At 61.1% G+C, this 17,054-nt stretch carries 16 protein-coding genes and 1 tRNA gene; 6 read left to right on the top strand and 11 right to left on the bottom strand.

Translation table 11 applies throughout. From position 1 onward, the window contains the following. The first annotated feature begins 2 nt into the window (after positions 1–2). The 4 genes from trpD to PYH37_RS19990 are packed head-to-tail and all read left to right on the top strand — an operon-like array spanning position 3 to position 3,555. Positions 3–1,016, top strand: a complete 1,014-nt coding sequence (gene trpD, locus PYH37_RS20005; protein WP_280733156.1) for an anthranilate phosphoribosyltransferase — start codon at positions 3–5, stop codon at positions 1,014–1,016. Between the two features lie 9 nt (positions 1,017–1,025). Further along, on the top strand, positions 1,026–1,841 hold the full coding sequence (trpC, locus tag PYH37_RS20000) for an indole-3-glycerol phosphate synthase TrpC (RefSeq protein WP_280733155.1): 816 nt from the start codon (positions 1,026–1,028) through the stop codon (positions 1,839–1,841). Further along, positions 1,841–2,335 (top strand): cyclic pyranopterin monophosphate synthase MoaC, encoded by a 495-nt coding sequence (gene moaC / locus PYH37_RS19995; RefSeq protein ID WP_280733154.1) that lies wholly within the window; start codon positions 1,841–1,843, stop codon positions 2,333–2,335. Before trpC ends, moaC begins: the two co-directional genes overlap by 1 nt. Then, entirely contained in the window at positions 2,335–3,555 is a 1,221-nt protein-coding gene (locus PYH37_RS19990; protein WP_280733153.1) for a molybdopterin molybdotransferase MoeA, read from the top strand. Before moaC ends, PYH37_RS19990 begins: the two co-directional genes overlap by 1 nt. A 176-nt stretch (positions 3,556–3,731) precedes the next feature. Here the strand turns inward: PYH37_RS19990 and PYH37_RS19985 are convergent, their stop codons facing one another. From PYH37_RS19985 to pcsA, 8 genes are all read right to left on the bottom strand, one after another. Continuing rightward, positions 3,732–5,024: a hemolysin family protein gene (locus PYH37_RS19985; protein WP_280733152.1), complete on the bottom strand. Its 1,293-nt coding sequence runs from the start codon at positions 5,022–5,024 to the stop codon at positions 3,732–3,734. 144 nt (positions 5,025–5,168) lie between these two features. Continuing rightward, the gene (locus tag PYH37_RS19980; protein WP_280733151.1) at positions 5,169–5,924 is read right to left on the bottom strand and encodes a FadR/GntR family transcriptional regulator; all 756 of its coding nucleotides are present in this window, start codon (positions 5,922–5,924) and stop codon (positions 5,169–5,171) included. A gap of 253 nt (positions 5,925–6,177) precedes the next feature. Then, the gene (locus PYH37_RS19975) at positions 6,178–7,248 is read right to left on the bottom strand and encodes a BMP family ABC transporter substrate-binding protein (RefSeq protein ID WP_280733150.1); all 1,071 of its coding nucleotides are present in this window, start codon (positions 7,246–7,248) and stop codon (positions 6,178–6,180) included. Positions 7,249–7,294: 46 nt separating this feature from the next. Then, positions 7,295–8,215 carry an ABC transporter permease gene (locus PYH37_RS19970; RefSeq protein ID WP_280733149.1) on the bottom strand — a complete coding sequence of 307 codons (921 nt, stop codon included), beginning with the start codon at positions 8,213–8,215 and terminating at the stop codon, positions 7,295–7,297. Next, the gene (locus tag PYH37_RS19965) at positions 8,215–9,309 is read right to left on the bottom strand and encodes an ABC transporter permease (protein ID WP_280733148.1); all 1,095 of its coding nucleotides are present in this window, start codon (positions 9,307–9,309) and stop codon (positions 8,215–8,217) included. Before PYH37_RS19965 ends, PYH37_RS19970 begins: the two co-directional genes overlap by 1 nt. Continuing rightward, positions 9,299–10,873, bottom strand: coding sequence for an ABC transporter ATP-binding protein (locus PYH37_RS19960; RefSeq protein WP_280733147.1), 1,575 nt, complete (start codon positions 10,871–10,873; stop codon positions 9,299–9,301). The genes PYH37_RS19965 and PYH37_RS19960 overlap by 11 nt, the downstream gene beginning before the upstream one ends. A 47-nt stretch (positions 10,874–10,920) precedes the next feature. Continuing rightward, positions 10,921–11,898, bottom strand: coding sequence for a quinone oxidoreductase family protein (locus tag PYH37_RS19955; RefSeq protein ID WP_280733146.1), 978 nt, complete (start codon positions 11,896–11,898; stop codon positions 10,921–10,923). 9 nt (positions 11,899–11,907) lie between these two features. Next, the gene (pcsA, locus tag PYH37_RS19950; RefSeq protein WP_280733145.1) at positions 11,908–12,633 is read right to left on the bottom strand and encodes a phosphatidylcholine synthase; all 726 of its coding nucleotides are present in this window, start codon (positions 12,631–12,633) and stop codon (positions 11,908–11,910) included. Positions 12,634–12,910: 277 nt separating this feature from the next. Here pcsA and PYH37_RS19945 point away from each other — a divergent pair, with 277 nt between their 5' ends. Continuing rightward, the gene (locus PYH37_RS19945) at positions 12,911–14,122 is read left to right on the top strand and encodes a UbiH/UbiF family hydroxylase (protein ID WP_280733144.1); all 1,212 of its coding nucleotides are present in this window, start codon (positions 12,911–12,913) and stop codon (positions 14,120–14,122) included. Here PYH37_RS19945 and PYH37_RS19940 read toward each other — a convergent pair. Next, positions 14,090–15,052 (bottom strand): AEC family transporter, encoded by a 963-nt coding sequence (locus tag PYH37_RS19940; RefSeq protein ID WP_280733143.1) that lies wholly within the window; start codon positions 15,050–15,052, stop codon positions 14,090–14,092. The genes PYH37_RS19945 and PYH37_RS19940 overlap by 33 nt on opposite strands. A gap of 62 nt (positions 15,053–15,114) precedes the next feature. Next, a complete protein-coding gene (locus tag PYH37_RS19935; RefSeq protein ID WP_280733142.1) occupies positions 15,115–15,861 on the bottom strand; it encodes a cytochrome c biogenesis CcdA family protein in 747 nt (248 codons plus the stop codon). Between the two features lie 249 nt (positions 15,862–16,110). On the opposite strand from PYH37_RS19935, the gene PYH37_RS19930 reads away from it, so the two are divergent. Continuing rightward, positions 16,111–16,186, top strand: a tRNA-Lys gene (locus PYH37_RS19930). 401 nt (positions 16,187–16,587) lie between these two features. Here PYH37_RS19930 and PYH37_RS19925 read toward each other — a convergent pair. Next, positions 16,588–16,896, bottom strand: coding sequence for a hypothetical protein (locus PYH37_RS19925; RefSeq protein WP_280733141.1), 309 nt, complete (start codon positions 16,894–16,896; stop codon positions 16,588–16,590). Between the last annotated feature and the right edge of the window lie 158 nt (positions 16,897–17,054).

Below are 17,054 nucleotides of genomic sequence, written 5' to 3'. Positions count from 1 at the left end.
TTATGAGTGATTTGAAGCCGTTCGTCGCGAAAGTCGCAGCTCGCGAGGCGCTCAATCGCGACGACGCGCGGGCGGCCTTCGAGATCATCATGTCCGGAGCGGCGACGCCCTCGCAGATCGGCGGTTTCCTCATGGCGCTTCGCGTGCGTGGTGAGACCGTGGATGAAATCGTCGGGGCTGTGAGCGCGATGCGGGCGCGCATGCTGCCGGTCGAGGCGCCGGAGGGGGCGATCGACATCGTCGGAACCGGCGGCGACGGTGCCGGCACCTATAACATTTCGACGCTTGCTTCGCTGATCGTTGCCGGTTCAGGCGTGCCTGTCGCCAAGCATGGCAACCGAGCGCTGAGTTCGAAATCCGGAACCGCCGATGCGCTCTCCTGCCTCGGCGTCAAGCTCGATATCGGACCCGAGGCGATCGGCCGTTGCATCCGCGAGGCGGGCCTCGGTTTCATGTTCGCCCAACAGCACCATTCGGCCATGCGGCATGTCGGTCCGACACGGGTCGAGCTTGGAACGCGAACGATCTTCAACCTGCTCGGCCCGCTCTCCAATCCGGCCGGCGTCAAATATCAGCTCGTCGGCGTCTACGCGCCGCAATGGGTCATCCCGCTCGCGGAGGTTCTGCGCGATCTCGGCTCGGAGCGCGTCTGGGTCGTTCACGGCGAAGGGCTCGACGAAATCACCACGACCGGCGTGACGAAGGTCGCCGCGCTCAAGGATGGAAAAATTACGACGTTCGAATTGACGCCGGCCGATTTCGGTCTTCCCACAGTCGCCCTTGACGCATTGAAGGGAGGCGACGGAGCGCACAACGCGGTCGCCCTGCAGGCGGTGCTCGACGGAGCCGAGAATGCCTATCGGGATATTTCGCTTGCGAACGCTGCCGCTTCATTGATGATAGCGGGGCGCGCCAATGATCTTGCCGAGGGCATGGCGCTCGCCCGGCAATCGCTTTCGAGCGGTGCTGCGAAGACGGCCTTGCAGCGGTTGATCACCGTTTCCAACGCCGCTTGAGGAAAAGATATGACCGACATCCTGCGCAAGATCGAAGTCTACAAGCGTGACGAGATCGCGGCGGCGAAATCGCGCGTTCCGCTTGAGGAACTGAAGGCGCGGATCGCTGATCAATCGCCTCCGCGCGGTTTCCATGACGCGCTTGCCTTGCGCCGGGAGAAAGGTGAATTCGGCCTGATCGCGGAAATCAAGAAGGCAAGTCCCTCGAAAGGGCTGATTCGGCCGGACTTCGATCCGCCGGCTTTGGCGCAGGCTTATGCCGCGGCTGGCGCGGCCTGCCTTTCCGTTCTCACGGATACGCCGAGCTTTCAGGGCGCACCGGAATTCCTGACGGCTGCGCGCGCTGCCTGCCCGCTTCCGGCGCTACGCAAGGACTTTATGTTCGACACATACCAGGTGTTTGAAGCCCGTGCCTGGGGCGCCGATTGCATCTTGCTGATCATGGCATCCCTTACGGACGATGATGCGCGGCGGCTCGAAGATACGGCATTTGCGCTTGGAATCGACGTTCTGATCGAGGTCCACGACGCGGAGGAGATGGAGCGCGCGCTCCGACTGGCCTCACCGCTGGTCGGGATCAACAACCGCAATCTCAGAACTTTCAACGTCGATCTTGCCGTTTCCGAAAAGCTTGCGCCAATGGTTCCGGCCGACCGGCTGCTGGTCGGCGAAAGCGGCATCTTTAGCCATGGCGACTGCAGACGCCTCGAGAGGAGCGGCATCACGACTTTCCTGGTTGGAGAAAGTCTGATGAGAAAGGACGATGTGGAGGCGGCGACGCGTGCGCTCCTGACCGGCTCCGGAAGCGTTCTGGCGGCAGAATAATGAGCGGCCCCTCCCTCACCCATATCGACAATTCCGGCGAAGCGAACATGGTCGACGTCGGGGACAAGGCCGAAACGGTGCGCGTCGCCGTGGCGGAAGGCTTCGTCAGGATGCGCTCGGAAACGCTGAAGCTCATTCTCGAGGGCAATGCGAAGAAGGGCGATGTCATTGGCATTGCCCGGCTGGCCGGAATCATGGCAGCGAAGCAGACATCAAATCTCATTCCGCTCTGCCATCCGCTGATGCTGACGAAGGTGTCGGTGGATATCGTACCGGACGAAGCGCTTCCTGGCCTGCGTGTCGAGGCGATGGCAAAGCTGACCGGGAGAACGGGCGTCGAGATGGAGGCGCTGACCGCGGTCAGCATTGCATGCCTGACGGTATATGACATGGCCAAGGCCGCGGACCGCGAGATGGAGATCGGCGGAATTCAGCTTATTAGCAAGTCCGGCGGACGCTCGGGCGATTATCGGCGCCAGGGAGACGCGCACTGATGTCGCTGCTTTCGGTCGAAGACGCCCAATCCAGGGTTATCGCGAAAGCCCGGCCGCCACACGGGACGGAACGGCTTTCGCTCCATGATTGCCTCGGCCGGGTCCTGGCGGAAGACATCGCCGCACGGCTAACGCACCCCCCCTTCGACAATTCCGCCATGGACGGCTATGCCGTTCGCCACGAGGATATTTCCGACGCCGGTGCGGAGCTTGCCGTCGTCGGTCAGTCGGCCGCGGGACGCGGATTTCGTGGAGAGGTCAGACGTGGTGAAGCGGTGCGCATCTTTACCGGTGCGCCGCTCCCCGCCGGGGCGGACACGGTCATTATCCAGGAAGATACGGAGAGCCTGCCGGACGGCCGCATCCGTACCTTGTTTGCGCCGGCAAAAGGCCGCCATATCCGGTCATCGGGCCAGGACTTCGAGGCGGGCGACGTTGCGCTTAGCCGTGGAAACGTCCTCGATGCCGGCCGCTTGACTCTTGCCGCCAGCATGAATCATGAGGGCTTGCCGGTCTTTGCGCGACCGCGAATTGCGATCGTCGCTACCGGCGACGAGCTTCTGCCGCCAGGCAGTTCCCCCGGCGCCGACCAGATCATTGCGTCGAACACCTTCGGCGTCGCTGCGATTGCCCGTGAAAACGGCGCGGAAATCCTGGATCTGGGAATTGTTCCCGACGATCGGGAGGCGATTGCCGCTGCCGTCGCCAAAGCGCAGATGGCCGAAGCCGACGTGCTCGTCACGCTCGGCGGGGCCTCCGTTGGCGATCACGATCTTGTCCAATCGACGCTTCTCGGTTGCGGCATGACGCTTGATTTCTGGCGCATTGCCATGCGTCCGGGTAAACCGCTTATGGTAGGCGAACTTGCCGGCATGACGGTGCTCGGCCTGCCCGGCAATCCTGTATCGAGCCTCGTCTGTGCGCTGCTCTTCTTGGAGCCTCTGACGCGCAAGCTCGCGCTGCTGCCGCCGCGCTCCCGCATCATCTCGGCGCGCCTCGCCGCACCTTTGCCGGCCAACGATCGTCGTCAGGATTATATACGCGCGCGCCTGACGGTCGGACCGGACGGCCTCCTTCTGGCGCATCCCTTCACGCGTCAGGATTCGTCGATGGTGAAAATCTTCGCGCAGTCCGATGGCCTTATTGTTCGGCGGCCGAACGCTCCAGAGGCATCAAGCGGCGACACATGCGACGTGCTCGGGCTCAGAGATCCAGCTTGAACGGCGCAACAGGCACTCCGTCATACCCCTGTCATGCTATGCTTATAATAAGAAAGCACTCAATCATCTGCCGGGTGGCTGACTACGGATGAACTAGCAGACACCGCAGTGGTTTGAGGAAAGGTCGGGTCTTGCCCGGCCTTTTGCTTTTTTCGCTGGCTGAAACGGGTTGAACCTCAGGATGCGTCTTCCGTGCAGCGGCTGACGAGAATTTTGTCGATGCGGCGTCCGTCCATGTCGATCACCTCGAAGCGATAACCGTGAGCCTCGGCGCTATCGCCCTCCTCCGGCGTCTTGCGGAGTTGCTGGACAAGGAAGCCGGCTATGGTTTCGAAGTCGCCGTCCGCTTCTATGCCGTCTATGCCGATTTCCAGGTGAATCTCGTCGATCGGCGTGCGTCCGTCGACGAGATAGCTGCCGTCCTCACGCCGTCGGATGAGGGCGTGCTCGATATCGTCATAGTTCGATGGCAATACGCCGACAATGGCCTCGAGAATGTCGGCCGTCGTGATGATTCCCTCCGTGCTGCCATATTCGTCAACGATCATCGCCATGTTGATGCTTGACGCCTTGAAGGCATCGAGCGCCTTAAGACACGAGGCCGTCTCCGGCAACGTCAGGATTTCGCGGATATAAGCTCGCACGTCGAAAGCCTCTTCCTCCGGGGCGTTCAATATTTCCTTCGCCAGAACTGCTCCGAGGACGTCACCCGTCGGACCGTCCATGACGAGATAGCGGGAATGGCCAACCTGCCGGATCTTGCGGCGGATCACCTCCGGGCTGTCGTTGACGTCGATGAAGCTTATCTGTGTGCGATGAGTCATGATCGACTTCACGTTGCGATCACCGAGACGGATGATCCGCCGCAGCATCTCGTGCTCGCTCTTCTCGATCGCGCCGCTCTCGACGCCCTCCGCCATAATCGCCTGCACCTCCTCTTCCGTCACGTGATCGGCATCGTCGGGCCGCATGCCGAAAAGGCGCATCGCCGCGGCAGCCGCGGTTTCAAACAGGTAAACGACGGGCCCAGTTATGCGAGAAAGCAATGTCATCGGTCGCGCGACAAACATTGCCAATGCTTCCGAATTCTTGAGCGCGATCTGTTTCGGGATGAGTTCACCGATAACGACCGACAGGAAAGTGATGAACGTAACGACGATCGCCACCGCGACGGTGTCACCGTAGGGATTGATCCACGTCACTTCATTCAAGACCGGTGCTATCTTCGACGCGATCGTCGCGCCGCCGTAGGCACCCGCCAGGATCCCGACCAGAGTGATGCCGACCTGCACCGTGGACAGGAATTTGCCGGGGTCCTCCGCCAGCTTCAGCGCGGCTTCGGCGCGCTCGTTCCCCTGTTTCACCATCTGGCGAAGCAGCGGTTTGCTTGCAGAGACAATTGCCATTTCCGATAGCGCAAAAAAAGCGTTGATTAAAAGCAGAACGAGAATGACGAGAAGCTCGGACATGATCTCCGGTTCACCATTGATGAGAGATCGCGCCTTCAGGAACGACCGCTTCCCAGATAGGCTACGCCGGCAGGTCGGGCAAGGTCACGCCCGCAATTTGGATTGTTCCAAACAGTCAGACCGGCATGGAAGGTCGAAACGACTTCACGCCTTTCCGCCCTTGCCTGTGCCTAACGCCTGACGGATGCGCTCGCGTCCGACCTTAATAACGTGCTCCATAGCCTGCCGCGCTGCGGCCTCGTCTCGCCGCCCGATTTCCTCGACGATGCGGATGTGATTGCGGGCAACCTCATCAATGCCGCCTTTGTCGGCGGTCGGCGAACTCAACCTGAAAGCGCCGACCAGGGCCGCCTCGATCAAGCTGCCGACCGTTCGCAGGAAGGGATTGCCGGAAGCGTCGAGAACGGCCAGGTGAAATTTGAGGTCGGCAACGGCAAGGCTTTCCGCCGTGTGGTTGACATCTCCCAAGGCAACCGCAAGCCGCATCATGCTGCTGATTTCGGCCTCGGATGCGTTCCTTGCCGCCAACGCCGCGGCATGTGTCTCGAAGGCAAGCCGCACCTCACTCAAATGGTAAAGGAAATCCTCATCTACGCCGCAGGCGAAATGCCAGTTCAGTATGTCGCTGTCGAAGAGGTTCCATTGCTTTCGCGGCGTGACCCGGGTGCCTATGCGGGCGCGCGGCACGACCAGACCTTTGGCGGCGAGAGTCTTCATCGCTTCGCGCAAGACAGTACGCGACACCCGGAAGCGCGCCGCCAGCTCAGGGTCGCCAGGCAGGATACTCCCTATCGGAAATTCCCCTGAAACAATCGCCTTGCCGAGCTGATCCACGACCTGAGCATGGCTCGTCCGCTTTGGCGTTCCGGATATCACGGTCTCAAGCAGGTTCTTGTTCAACCGTATCCCCTCCCCAAGAATTCCTCTCCATCGCTGCGGCCGGCGGCACTACTCAGCGATCGGAGCGCCACCCGCTGTCCCCGTTCCAGCGTCGGCATCAATAACAGTAGATCGAATACTCGATTCCCGAAAGCCTGAGGGCCACAGGAAGACAGCGCTGCGAGACCGGTCAGGAAAAGAACAGACCCCGCGCGACCAGCGCGGGGTCTGCCATGCTCCGCAAACCGCTGCTTGTAGAGGCGGTCTTTCAATCTTATTGCGGCAGCTTGTCGTCGACGCCCTCGACATAGAAGTTCATGCCGAGGAGCGTGGGGTCATCAGCCGTCTCGCCTTGCTTGAGCCACGGGGTACCATCTTGCTTATTGAGCGGGCCGGTGAACGGCTTCAATTCGCCGGACTTGATCTTGGCTTCTGTCGCTTCGGCCATCGCCTTCACGTCGTCCGGCATGTTGGTGTAAGGCGCCATGGTCAGGATACCATCCTTGAGGCCGTCCCAGCTTGACGTCGTTTCCCACTTGCCGTCGAGGAAGGCCTTCGTGCGCTTCACATAATAGGCGCCCCAGGTATCGACGATGGCAGTCAACTGGGTCTTGGGGCCGGCGGCAATCATGTCGGACGCCTGCCCGAACGCCTTAATGCCGCGTTCGGCGGCGACCTGCATCGGCGCGGTCGTGTCGGTATGCTGGGTCAGAATGTCGACACCCTGGTCTATGAGCGCCTTGGCGGCATCCGCCTCCTTGCCTGGATCGAACCAGGTGTTCGCCCATACGACCTTGATCTTGAAGTCCGGATTGACCGAGCGGGCGCCGATCACGAAGGAGTTGATGCCCATCACCACTTCCGGAATCGGGAAGGACGCGATGTAGCCGGCAACGCCCTTCTCAGACATCTTGGCAGCGATCTGGCCCTGGATGTAGCGGCCTTCGTAGAAGCGGCTGTTATAGGTCGCGACGTTCGGCGCCGTCTTATAACCGGTCGCGTGCTCGAACTTCACGTCCGGGAACTTCTGCGCGATCTTGATCGTCGCGTCCATGAAGCCGAAGGACGTCGTAAAGATCAATCCGCAGCCAGAGCGCGCCAGGCGTTCGATCGCGCGCTCCGCATCCGGACCTTCGGGGACATTTTCGAGGAACGGGGTTTCGACCTTGTCGCCGAGTTCCTTTTCAACCTGCTGGCGGCCAATGTCATGCGCCTGGGTCCACCCGCCGTCGGTCTTCGAACCCACATAGACGAAGCAGATCTTGGCCTTTTCCTGAGCGCTTGCGGCCGCTGCGAAGCCGAGCACGGCCGTCGTGGTTGCGAGGGCGAGGAGTAGTTTTTTCATTTTTACCTCTGTCGGTTTGAGAGATGTCCGTCTGGCTGTTGTTGGTTCACCGGTCCGGCACAAACGGTTTGCCGAGCGATGCCGGCGTATTGATCAAGGTCATGCGCCGGTTGTGCGATATGAGAATGAGTACGACAATTGTCGCGACATAGGGAAGCGAAGAAAGGAACTGCGAAGGAATGCCGATGCCGAAGGCCTGCGCGTGAAGCTGGCTGATCGAGACGGCCCCGAAGAGGTATCCTCCGGCGACCACGCGCCAGGGGCGCCATGAGGCGAAAACCACCAGCGCCAGCGCGATCCAGCCGCGGCCGGCTGACATGTTCTCCACCCATTGCGGCGTATAGACCAGCGAAAGCTGTGCGCCGGCAAGACCAGCGCAAGCGCCGCCGAACAACACTGCGAGATACCGCGTTCGAATGACATCGACGCCCAACGCATGCGCCGAGGCATGGCTATCGCCGACGGCGCGAAGCTTCAGCCCCGTGCGGCTTTTGAACAGGAACCAATGAATGCCCGCGACGATCGCAATCGACAGATAGAAGATCACGTCCTGCCGGAAGAGCAGCGGCCCAAGGAACGGAATTTCCGAAAAGAGCGGGATCACGATCGGTTGCAGCTTGATCCCCTGCATTCCCAGGAAACTCTCGCCAAGCATGCCGGACACGCCGAGCCCGAGCAGCGTCAGCGCGAGACCGGTCGCGACCTGGTTGGCGACGAGCGTGAGCGTCAGAAAACCGAACAGCAGCGAAAACAGCGCCCCGGCGGCAACGCCGGCAAGAAAGCCGATATAGGGCGAGCCGCTGAGTTGCGTCGCCGCGAAAGCGCAGACCGCCCCCATGATCATCATGCCTTCGACGCCGAGATTGAGCACACCCGATCGCTCTGTGACGAGCTCTCCCGCGGCAGCCAGAACGAGCGGTGTTGCTGCCGTGATCACACTCAAGAGGATTGCTTCGACAATACCCATCAGTGTGCCTCATCCGTCTTGATCGCGGCGAATCTCTCCCACACGAGCCTGACGCGGTAGTGAATGAGCGTGTCGCAGGACAGCACGAAAAACAGCAGCAGCCCCTGGAAGACGCGGGTCACCTTGTCCGACACGCCAAGAGAAAGCTGTGCGGCCTCGCCGCCAAGATAGGTCAGCGCCAGCACGAGGCCAGCGGCGATGATGCCGAGCGGGTTGAGCCGGCCGAGAAAGGCGACGATGATCGCCGTGAAACCGTAGCCGGGCGAAATCACCGGCCGCAACTGCTGGATGGCGCCGCTCACTTCCGCCATCCCGGCTAGGCCCGCCAAGGCGCCCGAGAACAGCATCGAGAACCAGATCATCTTGCGTGACGAAAAGCCGGCAAATCGCCCTGCCCTCTCGGACTGGCCGAGAACCGTGATCTCGAAGCCCCTGAGGGTGAAGCGCATCATGAACCAGACCACGAGCGCCGCGATTATCGCGAAGGCAAATCCCCAGTGCGTGCGTCCGGAGGCGAGCATTTCGGGGAGGATCGCATCGACAGCGAATGTGCGTGTTTCCGGAAAATTCATGCCCTGCGGGTTGCGCCAGGGGCCGCGTACGAGCCAGTCGAGGAAGAGCTGGGCGACATAGACCAGCATCAGGCTCGTCAGAATCTCGTTGGTGTTCATATGCGCCTTTAGGAAAGCCGGTATCGCCGCAAAAAGCGCGCCGCCAACCATACCGAGAACCATCATCAGCGGCAGCACCATCGGCGATTGCCAATCGTAGAAGACGACCGGCAGGATCGAGCCGGCGATCGCCCTCATGATGAATTGGCCTTCGGCACCGATGTTCCAGTTGTTAGAGCGGAAGCAGACCGAGAGACCGACGCCGATCAGAATCAGCGGCGCCGCCTTGATCGCCAGTTCATGCAGCGACCAGACCTCGCTCAATGGCTCGATGAAGAAGCTGTAGAGAGCGGTGGCCGGGTTCTTGCCGAGCAGCGTGAACATGATGCCGCCAAAGACGATCGTCAGCGCGAGGGCGATGAACGGCGACAGGATCGAGAAGAGCGCCGAGATCTTGACGCGTTTTTCGAGCTCAATGCGCATGTGCAGTTCCCGCGCCTTCCGTTTTGCCGTACATGCCGCCCATCAGGAGGCCGATCTTTTCACGCGAGAGTTCGCGCGCCGGATAGGGGTCTGAAAGGCGGCCTTCACTGATCACCGCGATCTCCGTCGCCACTTCGAATATCTCGTCGAGATCCTGGCTGATCACCAAAACCGCGGAACCCGCCTTGGCAAGATCGACTAGAGCCTGACGGATGCGGCTTGCCGCACCGGCGTCGACGCCCCAGGTCGGCTGATTGACGACAAGCACGGCCGGCTGCCGGTCGAGTTCGCGGCCGACGATGAACTTCTGCAGATTGCCGCCCGAGAGCGAACCCGCCGGCGGATCCTCGCCGCTCTTGCGAACGTCCATGGCTTCGGCAATCCTTTTCGTTGCGGCTTTGACCGCCCCCTGGCGGATGATCCTCAAAAAGCCGCCGCCGAGAAAGGCGCGCCGGTCGGACTGGTTGCGCGCCAGGACCAGATTGTCGGAAAGCGAGAGTGTCGAGACCGCTGCATGCCCATGCCGCTCTTCCGGCACGAAGCCAGCCCCGATCAGCCGGCGCGCGTTGATGTTCTTCGTTCCGACCGGCTTCTGGCGGATCTGGACCGCATCGTCGTCCGCCACCGGATATTCACCCGAGAGGGCGTCGAACAGCTCGCCCTGGCCGTTGCCCGCAACGCCGGCAATGGCCAGCACCTCGCCGGCTCTCACCTTGAGACAGATATTCTTGAGCGAAACAGCAAAAGGCGTGCGCGCGGCCACGGAGAGATGGCGTGCCTCCAATTGCACGTCGCCTCTGGTGTTCGTCCCCTCCGGCGTCACGACCGCAACATCGCTGCCCACCATCATCCGGGCGAGCGAGGCCGGCGTTTCTGCGCGCGGATCGCAGGCGCCGGTCACCTTGCCATGCCGCAGGACCGTAGCGCGGTCGCAAAGGCGCTGCACCTCCTCGAGGCGATGGCTGATATAGAGGACAGACCGTCCTTCCGATTTCAGCTTCTCCAACGTTTCGAACAGGCGGTCGGCTTCCTGCGGCGTCAGCACCGACGTTGGCTCGTCGAGGATGATCAGCTGCGGGTTCTGCAGAAGCGCGCGCACGATCTCGATCCGCTGCCGCTCGCCGACGGACAGATCGGCGACGTGCGCCTTCGGATCGAGCGGCAGGCCATAGACGTGCGAAAGCCGCGACGCCTCTTCGGCGACGCGGGCAAGCGAGATGTTGCGATCCATCGAAAGCGCGATGTTTTCGGCGACTGTCAGTGCCTCGAATAGGGAGAAATGCTGGAAAACCATGCCGATGCCGAGCCTGCGCGCGTCACCGGGACTGGTGATCCGAACATTATCGCCGCTCCACAGGATCTCGCCGTCTGTCGGCGCGAGCACGCCGAAAAGCATCTTCACCAGAGTGGATTTCCCGGCCCCGTTTTCACCGAGGAGCGCGTGGATTTCTCCGGATTCTATCTGCAGGTTGATCGCATTGCAGGCTGCGAAAGAGCCAAACAATTTCGTTAGGTTGCTTACGGCCAGCAACGGGCCGCTCGCGGTTTGTCCCTTAACAGGCACGCTGCCCTCTTTTCCCCTCTTTCGATTCCCGCCGCATAGAGGCCTCGTCAGGGAATCAGCAATGTCGTTCCACTCGTTTTTCTTGTTTCGAGATCCGTATGCGCCCGGCCGGCCTCGGCGAGCAGATAGGTCTGATTAATATTGATACGCACTTTGTTGCTTTGCACAACATCAAACAAGGAATTTGCACATGCCTCGAGCGCCGGCCGTGTGGCGACATAGCTGAATAGCGTCGGGCGCGTGGCGAAGAGCGAACCCTTCTGCGCCAGCATACCGATGTTGAAGGCCTCGACCGGTCCTGACGAATTGCCGAAACTGACCCAGAGGCCGCGTGGCTTAAGGCAGTCGAGCGAAGCCGGATAGGTGTCGCGGCCGACCGAGTCGTAGACGACATCGACCCCGCGGCCGCCGGTCAATTCCTTCACGCGGGTGACGAAATTGTCCGTCCGATAATTGATGACGTGGTCGTAGCCGTGGGCGAGCGCCAGATCGATCTTCTCCTGCGACCCTGCCGTACCAATCACCGTTGCGCCGAGCGCCTTCGCCCATTGTCCGGCGATCAGCCCCACGCCGCCGGCGGCGGCGTGAAAGAGTAGGATCGTCTCGGGGCCGACCTTGAAGGTCTGATTGAGCAGATACTGCGCGGTCATGCCCTTCAGCATCATGGCTGCTGCCGTCTCGAGGCTGATGCCGTCCGGAACCCTCACAAGCTGCGAGGCGTCGACGTTGCGTTCGCTCGCATAGGCGCCGTCGGCAGAGGCGTAGGCCACCCGATCGCCCACCGAAAAGAGGCTTACGCCATCACCCACAGCCGTGACGATGCCCGCCCCCTCCTTGCCCGGAACGAAGGGCAGGCCGGTTGCGGACTTGTAGAGCCCGGTCCGGAAATACACATCGATGAAATTCAGGCCGATTGCCACCTGCCGGATCTGCACTTCACCCGGTCCTGGCGCCGCCAGCGTCACGCCCTCCATCTTCAAAACTTCCGGTCCGCCAAGTTCGCGAACGAGGATCGCCTGTGCCATGAGAAACTCCTAAACGCGGCCAAGATTGGGGAAAATCTGCAGTACAAAGCCGATGACGTAGAGATAGAGCCCTGTAACCACAACGCCAATAACGACCCAAGGCGGCGTTTCGAAATGCAAGAGCAGTGCGTACATGCCGAGGGCGGACCAGAGCAGGAAGACGCCGAGATTGAGAGGCCTCAATCTTTTCACGCGGACCGGATGCAGGAAGTTGATGGGCAGGAACGTCAGCACAACAGACAGGAAAACCACAACGGACGCAGTCACTTCGCTCGCCTGGATGACAAAGAGCGTGAAGACGATCATGTTCCAGACGACCGGGAAACCGGAGAAGAAATACTCATCCGTCTTCATGCCCATATCCGCATAGTAGATGGCGCTCGACACCACGATGGCGCCGGCTGCGACGAACGACCAGGGTTCGCCGATCATACCGCTTTGATAGAGCGCGAATGCGGGCAGCAGCACATAGGTCACGTAGTCGATGACGTTGTCGAGCGTATCGCCCGACCAGTTGGGGAGCACTTCCTTGACCTGCACCTTGCGCGCGATCGGCCCGTCGATGCCGTCGACGAGCAGCGCCAGGCCGAGCCACCAAAACATGTCGACGAAACGGTGCTCGGCTGCGGCGACAACGCCGAGGAAGGCCAGGAACGAACCGGACGCCGTGAGAATGTGCACGGAAAAGGCGCGGATTTCGGCGTAGGGAACGCGTCTGTAATTGAAGAATTTCATCTGCGAATGCCGCCCGTCCCCTTCGTTTCGTCTTTTCGCGCCGCGCCTGGCCGCCGTTGACCGCATTGGCGGCACTTTTGCGGCTAATATGCACCGTTTCCCCGGCATCGCCAGCAAAATTCAACTGCATGAAGCGCCGAGCGGAATTGTCCTGTGGACACGCCGCGAACGCGTCTGCGCTGATTCAGCCCATTTATTTCAATGGGCTAAGCGGGTAGAACAAGCCGAGACACTGAAAAAAGCGGCTGGCACCGCCCGGGAAGAGGTCCTCTCCGCCATGGATCACTACGACATCGTCATCATCGGCGCCGGGCTTGCAGGCTCGCTCGCGGCGATAGCGCTCGCCCGCGATGGCCACCGCGTCGCGCTCGTCGGGCCAAGGCCCGTTATTGCGGACGGGCGCACTACCGCCCTCATGGATCAGTCGATCGAGTACCTCAAGGCACTCGATCTCTGGGACGGGGTCGCGCCACTGACGGCACCGCTTGTAGCCATTCACATTATCGACGCCACGAAGCGGCTTTTACGAGCCCCGCCGGTCAATTTCCGCGCCGCGGAAGTAGGCCTCAAAGCTTTCGGCTACAACATTCCGAATGCGCCCTTCCTCGGAATCCTGGAGAAGCGCGAAGCGAGCCTGCCGACGATCGATCGGCTGACCGCCTCAGCCACGACCTTGGACTTCGGCGCTCTGGAGGTGCGCGTCGGGCTGGAGGATGGACGAACGATCACCGCAGATCTGGTCGTCGGGGCCGACGGGAGGCGCTCAGCCGTACGGGGAGCGGCAGAAATAGACGTATTCACCTGGTCCTATCCGCAAACGGCAGTCGTCCTGAACTTCAGCCACGAGCTTCCACATCAGGAAGTTTCCACGGAATTCCACACGGAAAGCGGACCCTTCACGCAGGTGCCTCTCCCGGGCGATCGCTCAAGTCTCGTCTGGGTTCAAAAACCGCGCGACGCGGAAGAGACCCTGAGGCTGCCGCCCGACCTCCTGTCGCGGACGATCGAATACCGGATGGAGTCGATCCTCGGAAAGGTCAAGGTCGAGGGCGTGCCGCAGTCCTTCCCGCTTTCCGGCATGACCGCGCGCCGCTTCGGAAAAGGCCGCGTAATGCTCGTCGGCGAGGCGGCGCATGCCTTCCCGCCGATCGGCGCCCAGGGACTCAATCTCAGCCTCCGCGATGTGATGACCCTTGTCGAACTCCTCGGCCCGGCGACCGGCGCCCGCCTGCCGGCGGATACGGGCGATCGTTTCGACAGGCGCCGGCGCATCGATATCGTCAGCAGAACGGCGAGCGTCGACCTGCTCAATCGTTCGCTGCTCTCCGGTTTCCTGCCCGTCCAGGCGATACGCGCCGTCGGCCTGCAACTTCTCTCGTCGGCCGGCCCGCTTCGCGGCCTTTTGATGCGCGAAGGGATCCATCCGGGCAGCGCGTTGCGGTCGCTCAAGGAGAGCTTACGGGAAAAGATCGGCCGGAAGAGCGCCTGACCGGATCAGGTAGAGGAGACCGGTCACTGTTGCGACGGAGAGCAGCGTCGTGATCAGGATGGTCGCGGATGCGCGTTCCTGCCACACACCGTATTGCTGGCCGATCATGAAGACGTTCGTCGCGGTTGGCAGCGAGGCAAGCAGGACGGCCGTCTGTATCCAGATCGGGTCATAATCGCCCCCAAGGCTGAGGGCGAGATACATCAGCACCGGGTGAAAGACGAGCTTGGCCGGAACGATATAGCCGATCTCGACAGGAATCCGTTTGATCGGCCGCAATGCCAAAGTCACACCCATTGCGAACAAAGCGCAGGGAGCAGCAGCTTGCGCCAGGTAATCGATCAGCCGCTGCACCGGCACCGGCGGCTGAAGCGCAAGAAATGCTGCTGCGACGCCGGCAAAGGTCGATAAAATAAAGGGGTGGAGCGCGATCCGGCGAACGATGCCGAACGCAAGGACGGCAGGCTTTTCCTGCCGGCCGCCCGCGATCGCCATCATCGCAGGGGCAACGGTGAAATGCACCGCATTTTCGAAGCAGAAGATCAGCGCGACGGGAACGGCGGCAGTCTCCCCGAGCGCCAGCAAAGCAAGGCCCGGTCCCATATAGCCGATATTGCCATAGGCGCCGGCAAATCCTTGAATCGTCGCCTCCCCAATCGTGTTCCGACGCAGAAACAGGCCCATCGCGAAGATCAGCGCAAAAACGACATAGGTCGTCCCGACACTCGTGAGGATGAAATCCGCGCGCGCAAGCTGCTCGACAGGAGTACGCGAGACGAGCTTGAAGAAGAGCGCCGGCAAGGCGAGATAGATGATGAAGGTGTTCAGCCAGCCCATCGCCTCGCCCGGATGATCGACGAAACGGGCCGTCACATAACCGAGAAAGATCAGGCCGAAGAACGGCAGCACCAGCCCAGCGATTTCCGTCATAGCGCCCCCGCTCTACAGCGCCGCGTCCTTTCAGACGCATGCAGTAGCCTTGCCGGCCGTGCTTAGCCGATTTGCATGAGGATGGGGAAGGTCTGCTGAAACCAGATCGCAACCGAACTGATCCATCCGAAGACGAAGGCGAGTCCGGCGACCACGAGCAAGGCGCCCATCAATTTTTCGACGAGACCGAGATGACGCTTGAAGCGCAAGAGAAAGCGCATGAAGGCCCCCGAAAACCCTGCCGCAATCCAGAACGGGATGGCAAGGCCGAGCGAATAGATTGCCAAGAGCAGCGCACCGTCGCCAACCGTATCCCGCGCGGCGGCGACGCCGAGAATGGTGCCGAGCACGGGCCCGATGCAGGGCGTCCAGCCGAAGGCGAAGGCAAGCCCCATGATATAGGCACCGGACAGCGTCGCCGGCTTGCCGCCGCCGTGAAAGCGCGTCTCGCGGGCAAGCAGCCCGATGCGGAAGACACCAAGGAAATGCAACCCCATGACGATGATGATGATACCGCCGATGCGCGACAACAGATCCATGTGCTGCCGTAACAATAGACCGATCGACGAGGCCCCTGCCCCGAGTGCCACGAAAACTGTCGCGAAGCCGAGGGTAAAGAACAGTGCCGCCGGGAGCACTGCCCTGCGCGTATTGCCGATTGCCGCCGCGTCGCCACCGCGGAATTGGTCGACGGAAATGCCCGCCATGTAACAGAGGTAAGGCGGAACGAGCGGCAGTACGCAGGGCGACAGAAAGGACAGGGCGCCCGCGAGAATGGCGGTCCAGATGGAAATATCGGCAATCGACAAGGCTTAGAACTCCGGCACTCGGCTTGTCGCCTTCTTACGCGCATGTATATATTGAAACCAATCACCTTTTGGCGATCATTTTGCCGCACGGCCTTCTGCTCGGCGGCAAACGAGTTCGCCGAACGGCGATTTCCGCGTGCCTCGATCCGCGTTCATAAACGCGGTTCTGCGCAATTTTTGGGTTGACCGGCGCGGAGCTCGCGTGCATATGTCCGGCCACTTCCGCAGGGCTTTACGGCCCCGGCACGGGAGCGCGTAGCTCAGTCGGTAGAGCAACTGACTTTTAATCAGTAGGTCCAGGGTTCGAATCCCTGCGCGCTCACCATCGGAACATCAACGAAAACAATGACTTGCCTACATTTTCTAGCGTTATGATGCATGCTAGATTCACGATACTTACGCCACATTTCCGGCTTTTACGGCACATGATGGCACACGGCACATGTCAGTGAGCTGAAGTCGCTGACCAAGCGCCGAGCAACGGAACTCCGCCGGCCACTAGCGGAACGCTTCAGCAAGGCTTTCTTTTCCAACAACCGGCCATCAGAATCGCATTGTTTGATGTGATTCGGAGGCTAGATGGGCCACTTTGAGGAGGCCAGCATAGGGCTAAGCGTGGCGCCAGCGCTTCCGCTTCAGAGCAGGACCACCGTTCGCCTTATTGATATCAACAAAAAAGCGCCTCGCCCACGAAGAGCGAGGGGCTGGCGCCAGTGTGAACCGTCGCTAGAAATTAAAGTATACGGTGACTCCAGGCCGACGGTGATACCTGTGGTATCGGTGATAGTCACGATAGCCGTAGTAACCGTAATGGCGAGGGTAGCACCTGCCGTAGTAACGGCAGGAAAGCCGAGCGTGCCGCCTGTTCCAGTGGCGCTCCGCGCGCCAATGACGATGGCGCCAGTGGTTGACCTGTTCGACAGCGCCGGTCTGCACTTGCTCGGGTTTTGGCACGAAGATCGGTGCGGCGTTTAGTGGTACGGCGAAAGACGCAGCCAAGACTACGGCTGTGAGGGCGGATAAGAGCTTTTTCATCGTGGACTCCTCCTCGCTGGCTATCAGATTGAACCATCGAGCCTGAACCGCCGATGAACGCCATCACATGCAGAGCTCTTGAACGTCGGAAACGTTGAGAATGACAGCCCTCCCTTCCCCGCGGATGCAGACCATGCTTTATTGCGGCGGGGGCAAAG

The organism is Sinorhizobium numidicum, assembly GCF_029892045.1.
GTDB lineage: Bacteria > Pseudomonadota > Alphaproteobacteria > Rhizobiales > Rhizobiaceae > Sinorhizobium > Sinorhizobium numidicum.
Note: the sequence above shows the minus strand (reverse complement) of the source record. Positions and strands in the feature narration are given on the sequence as shown.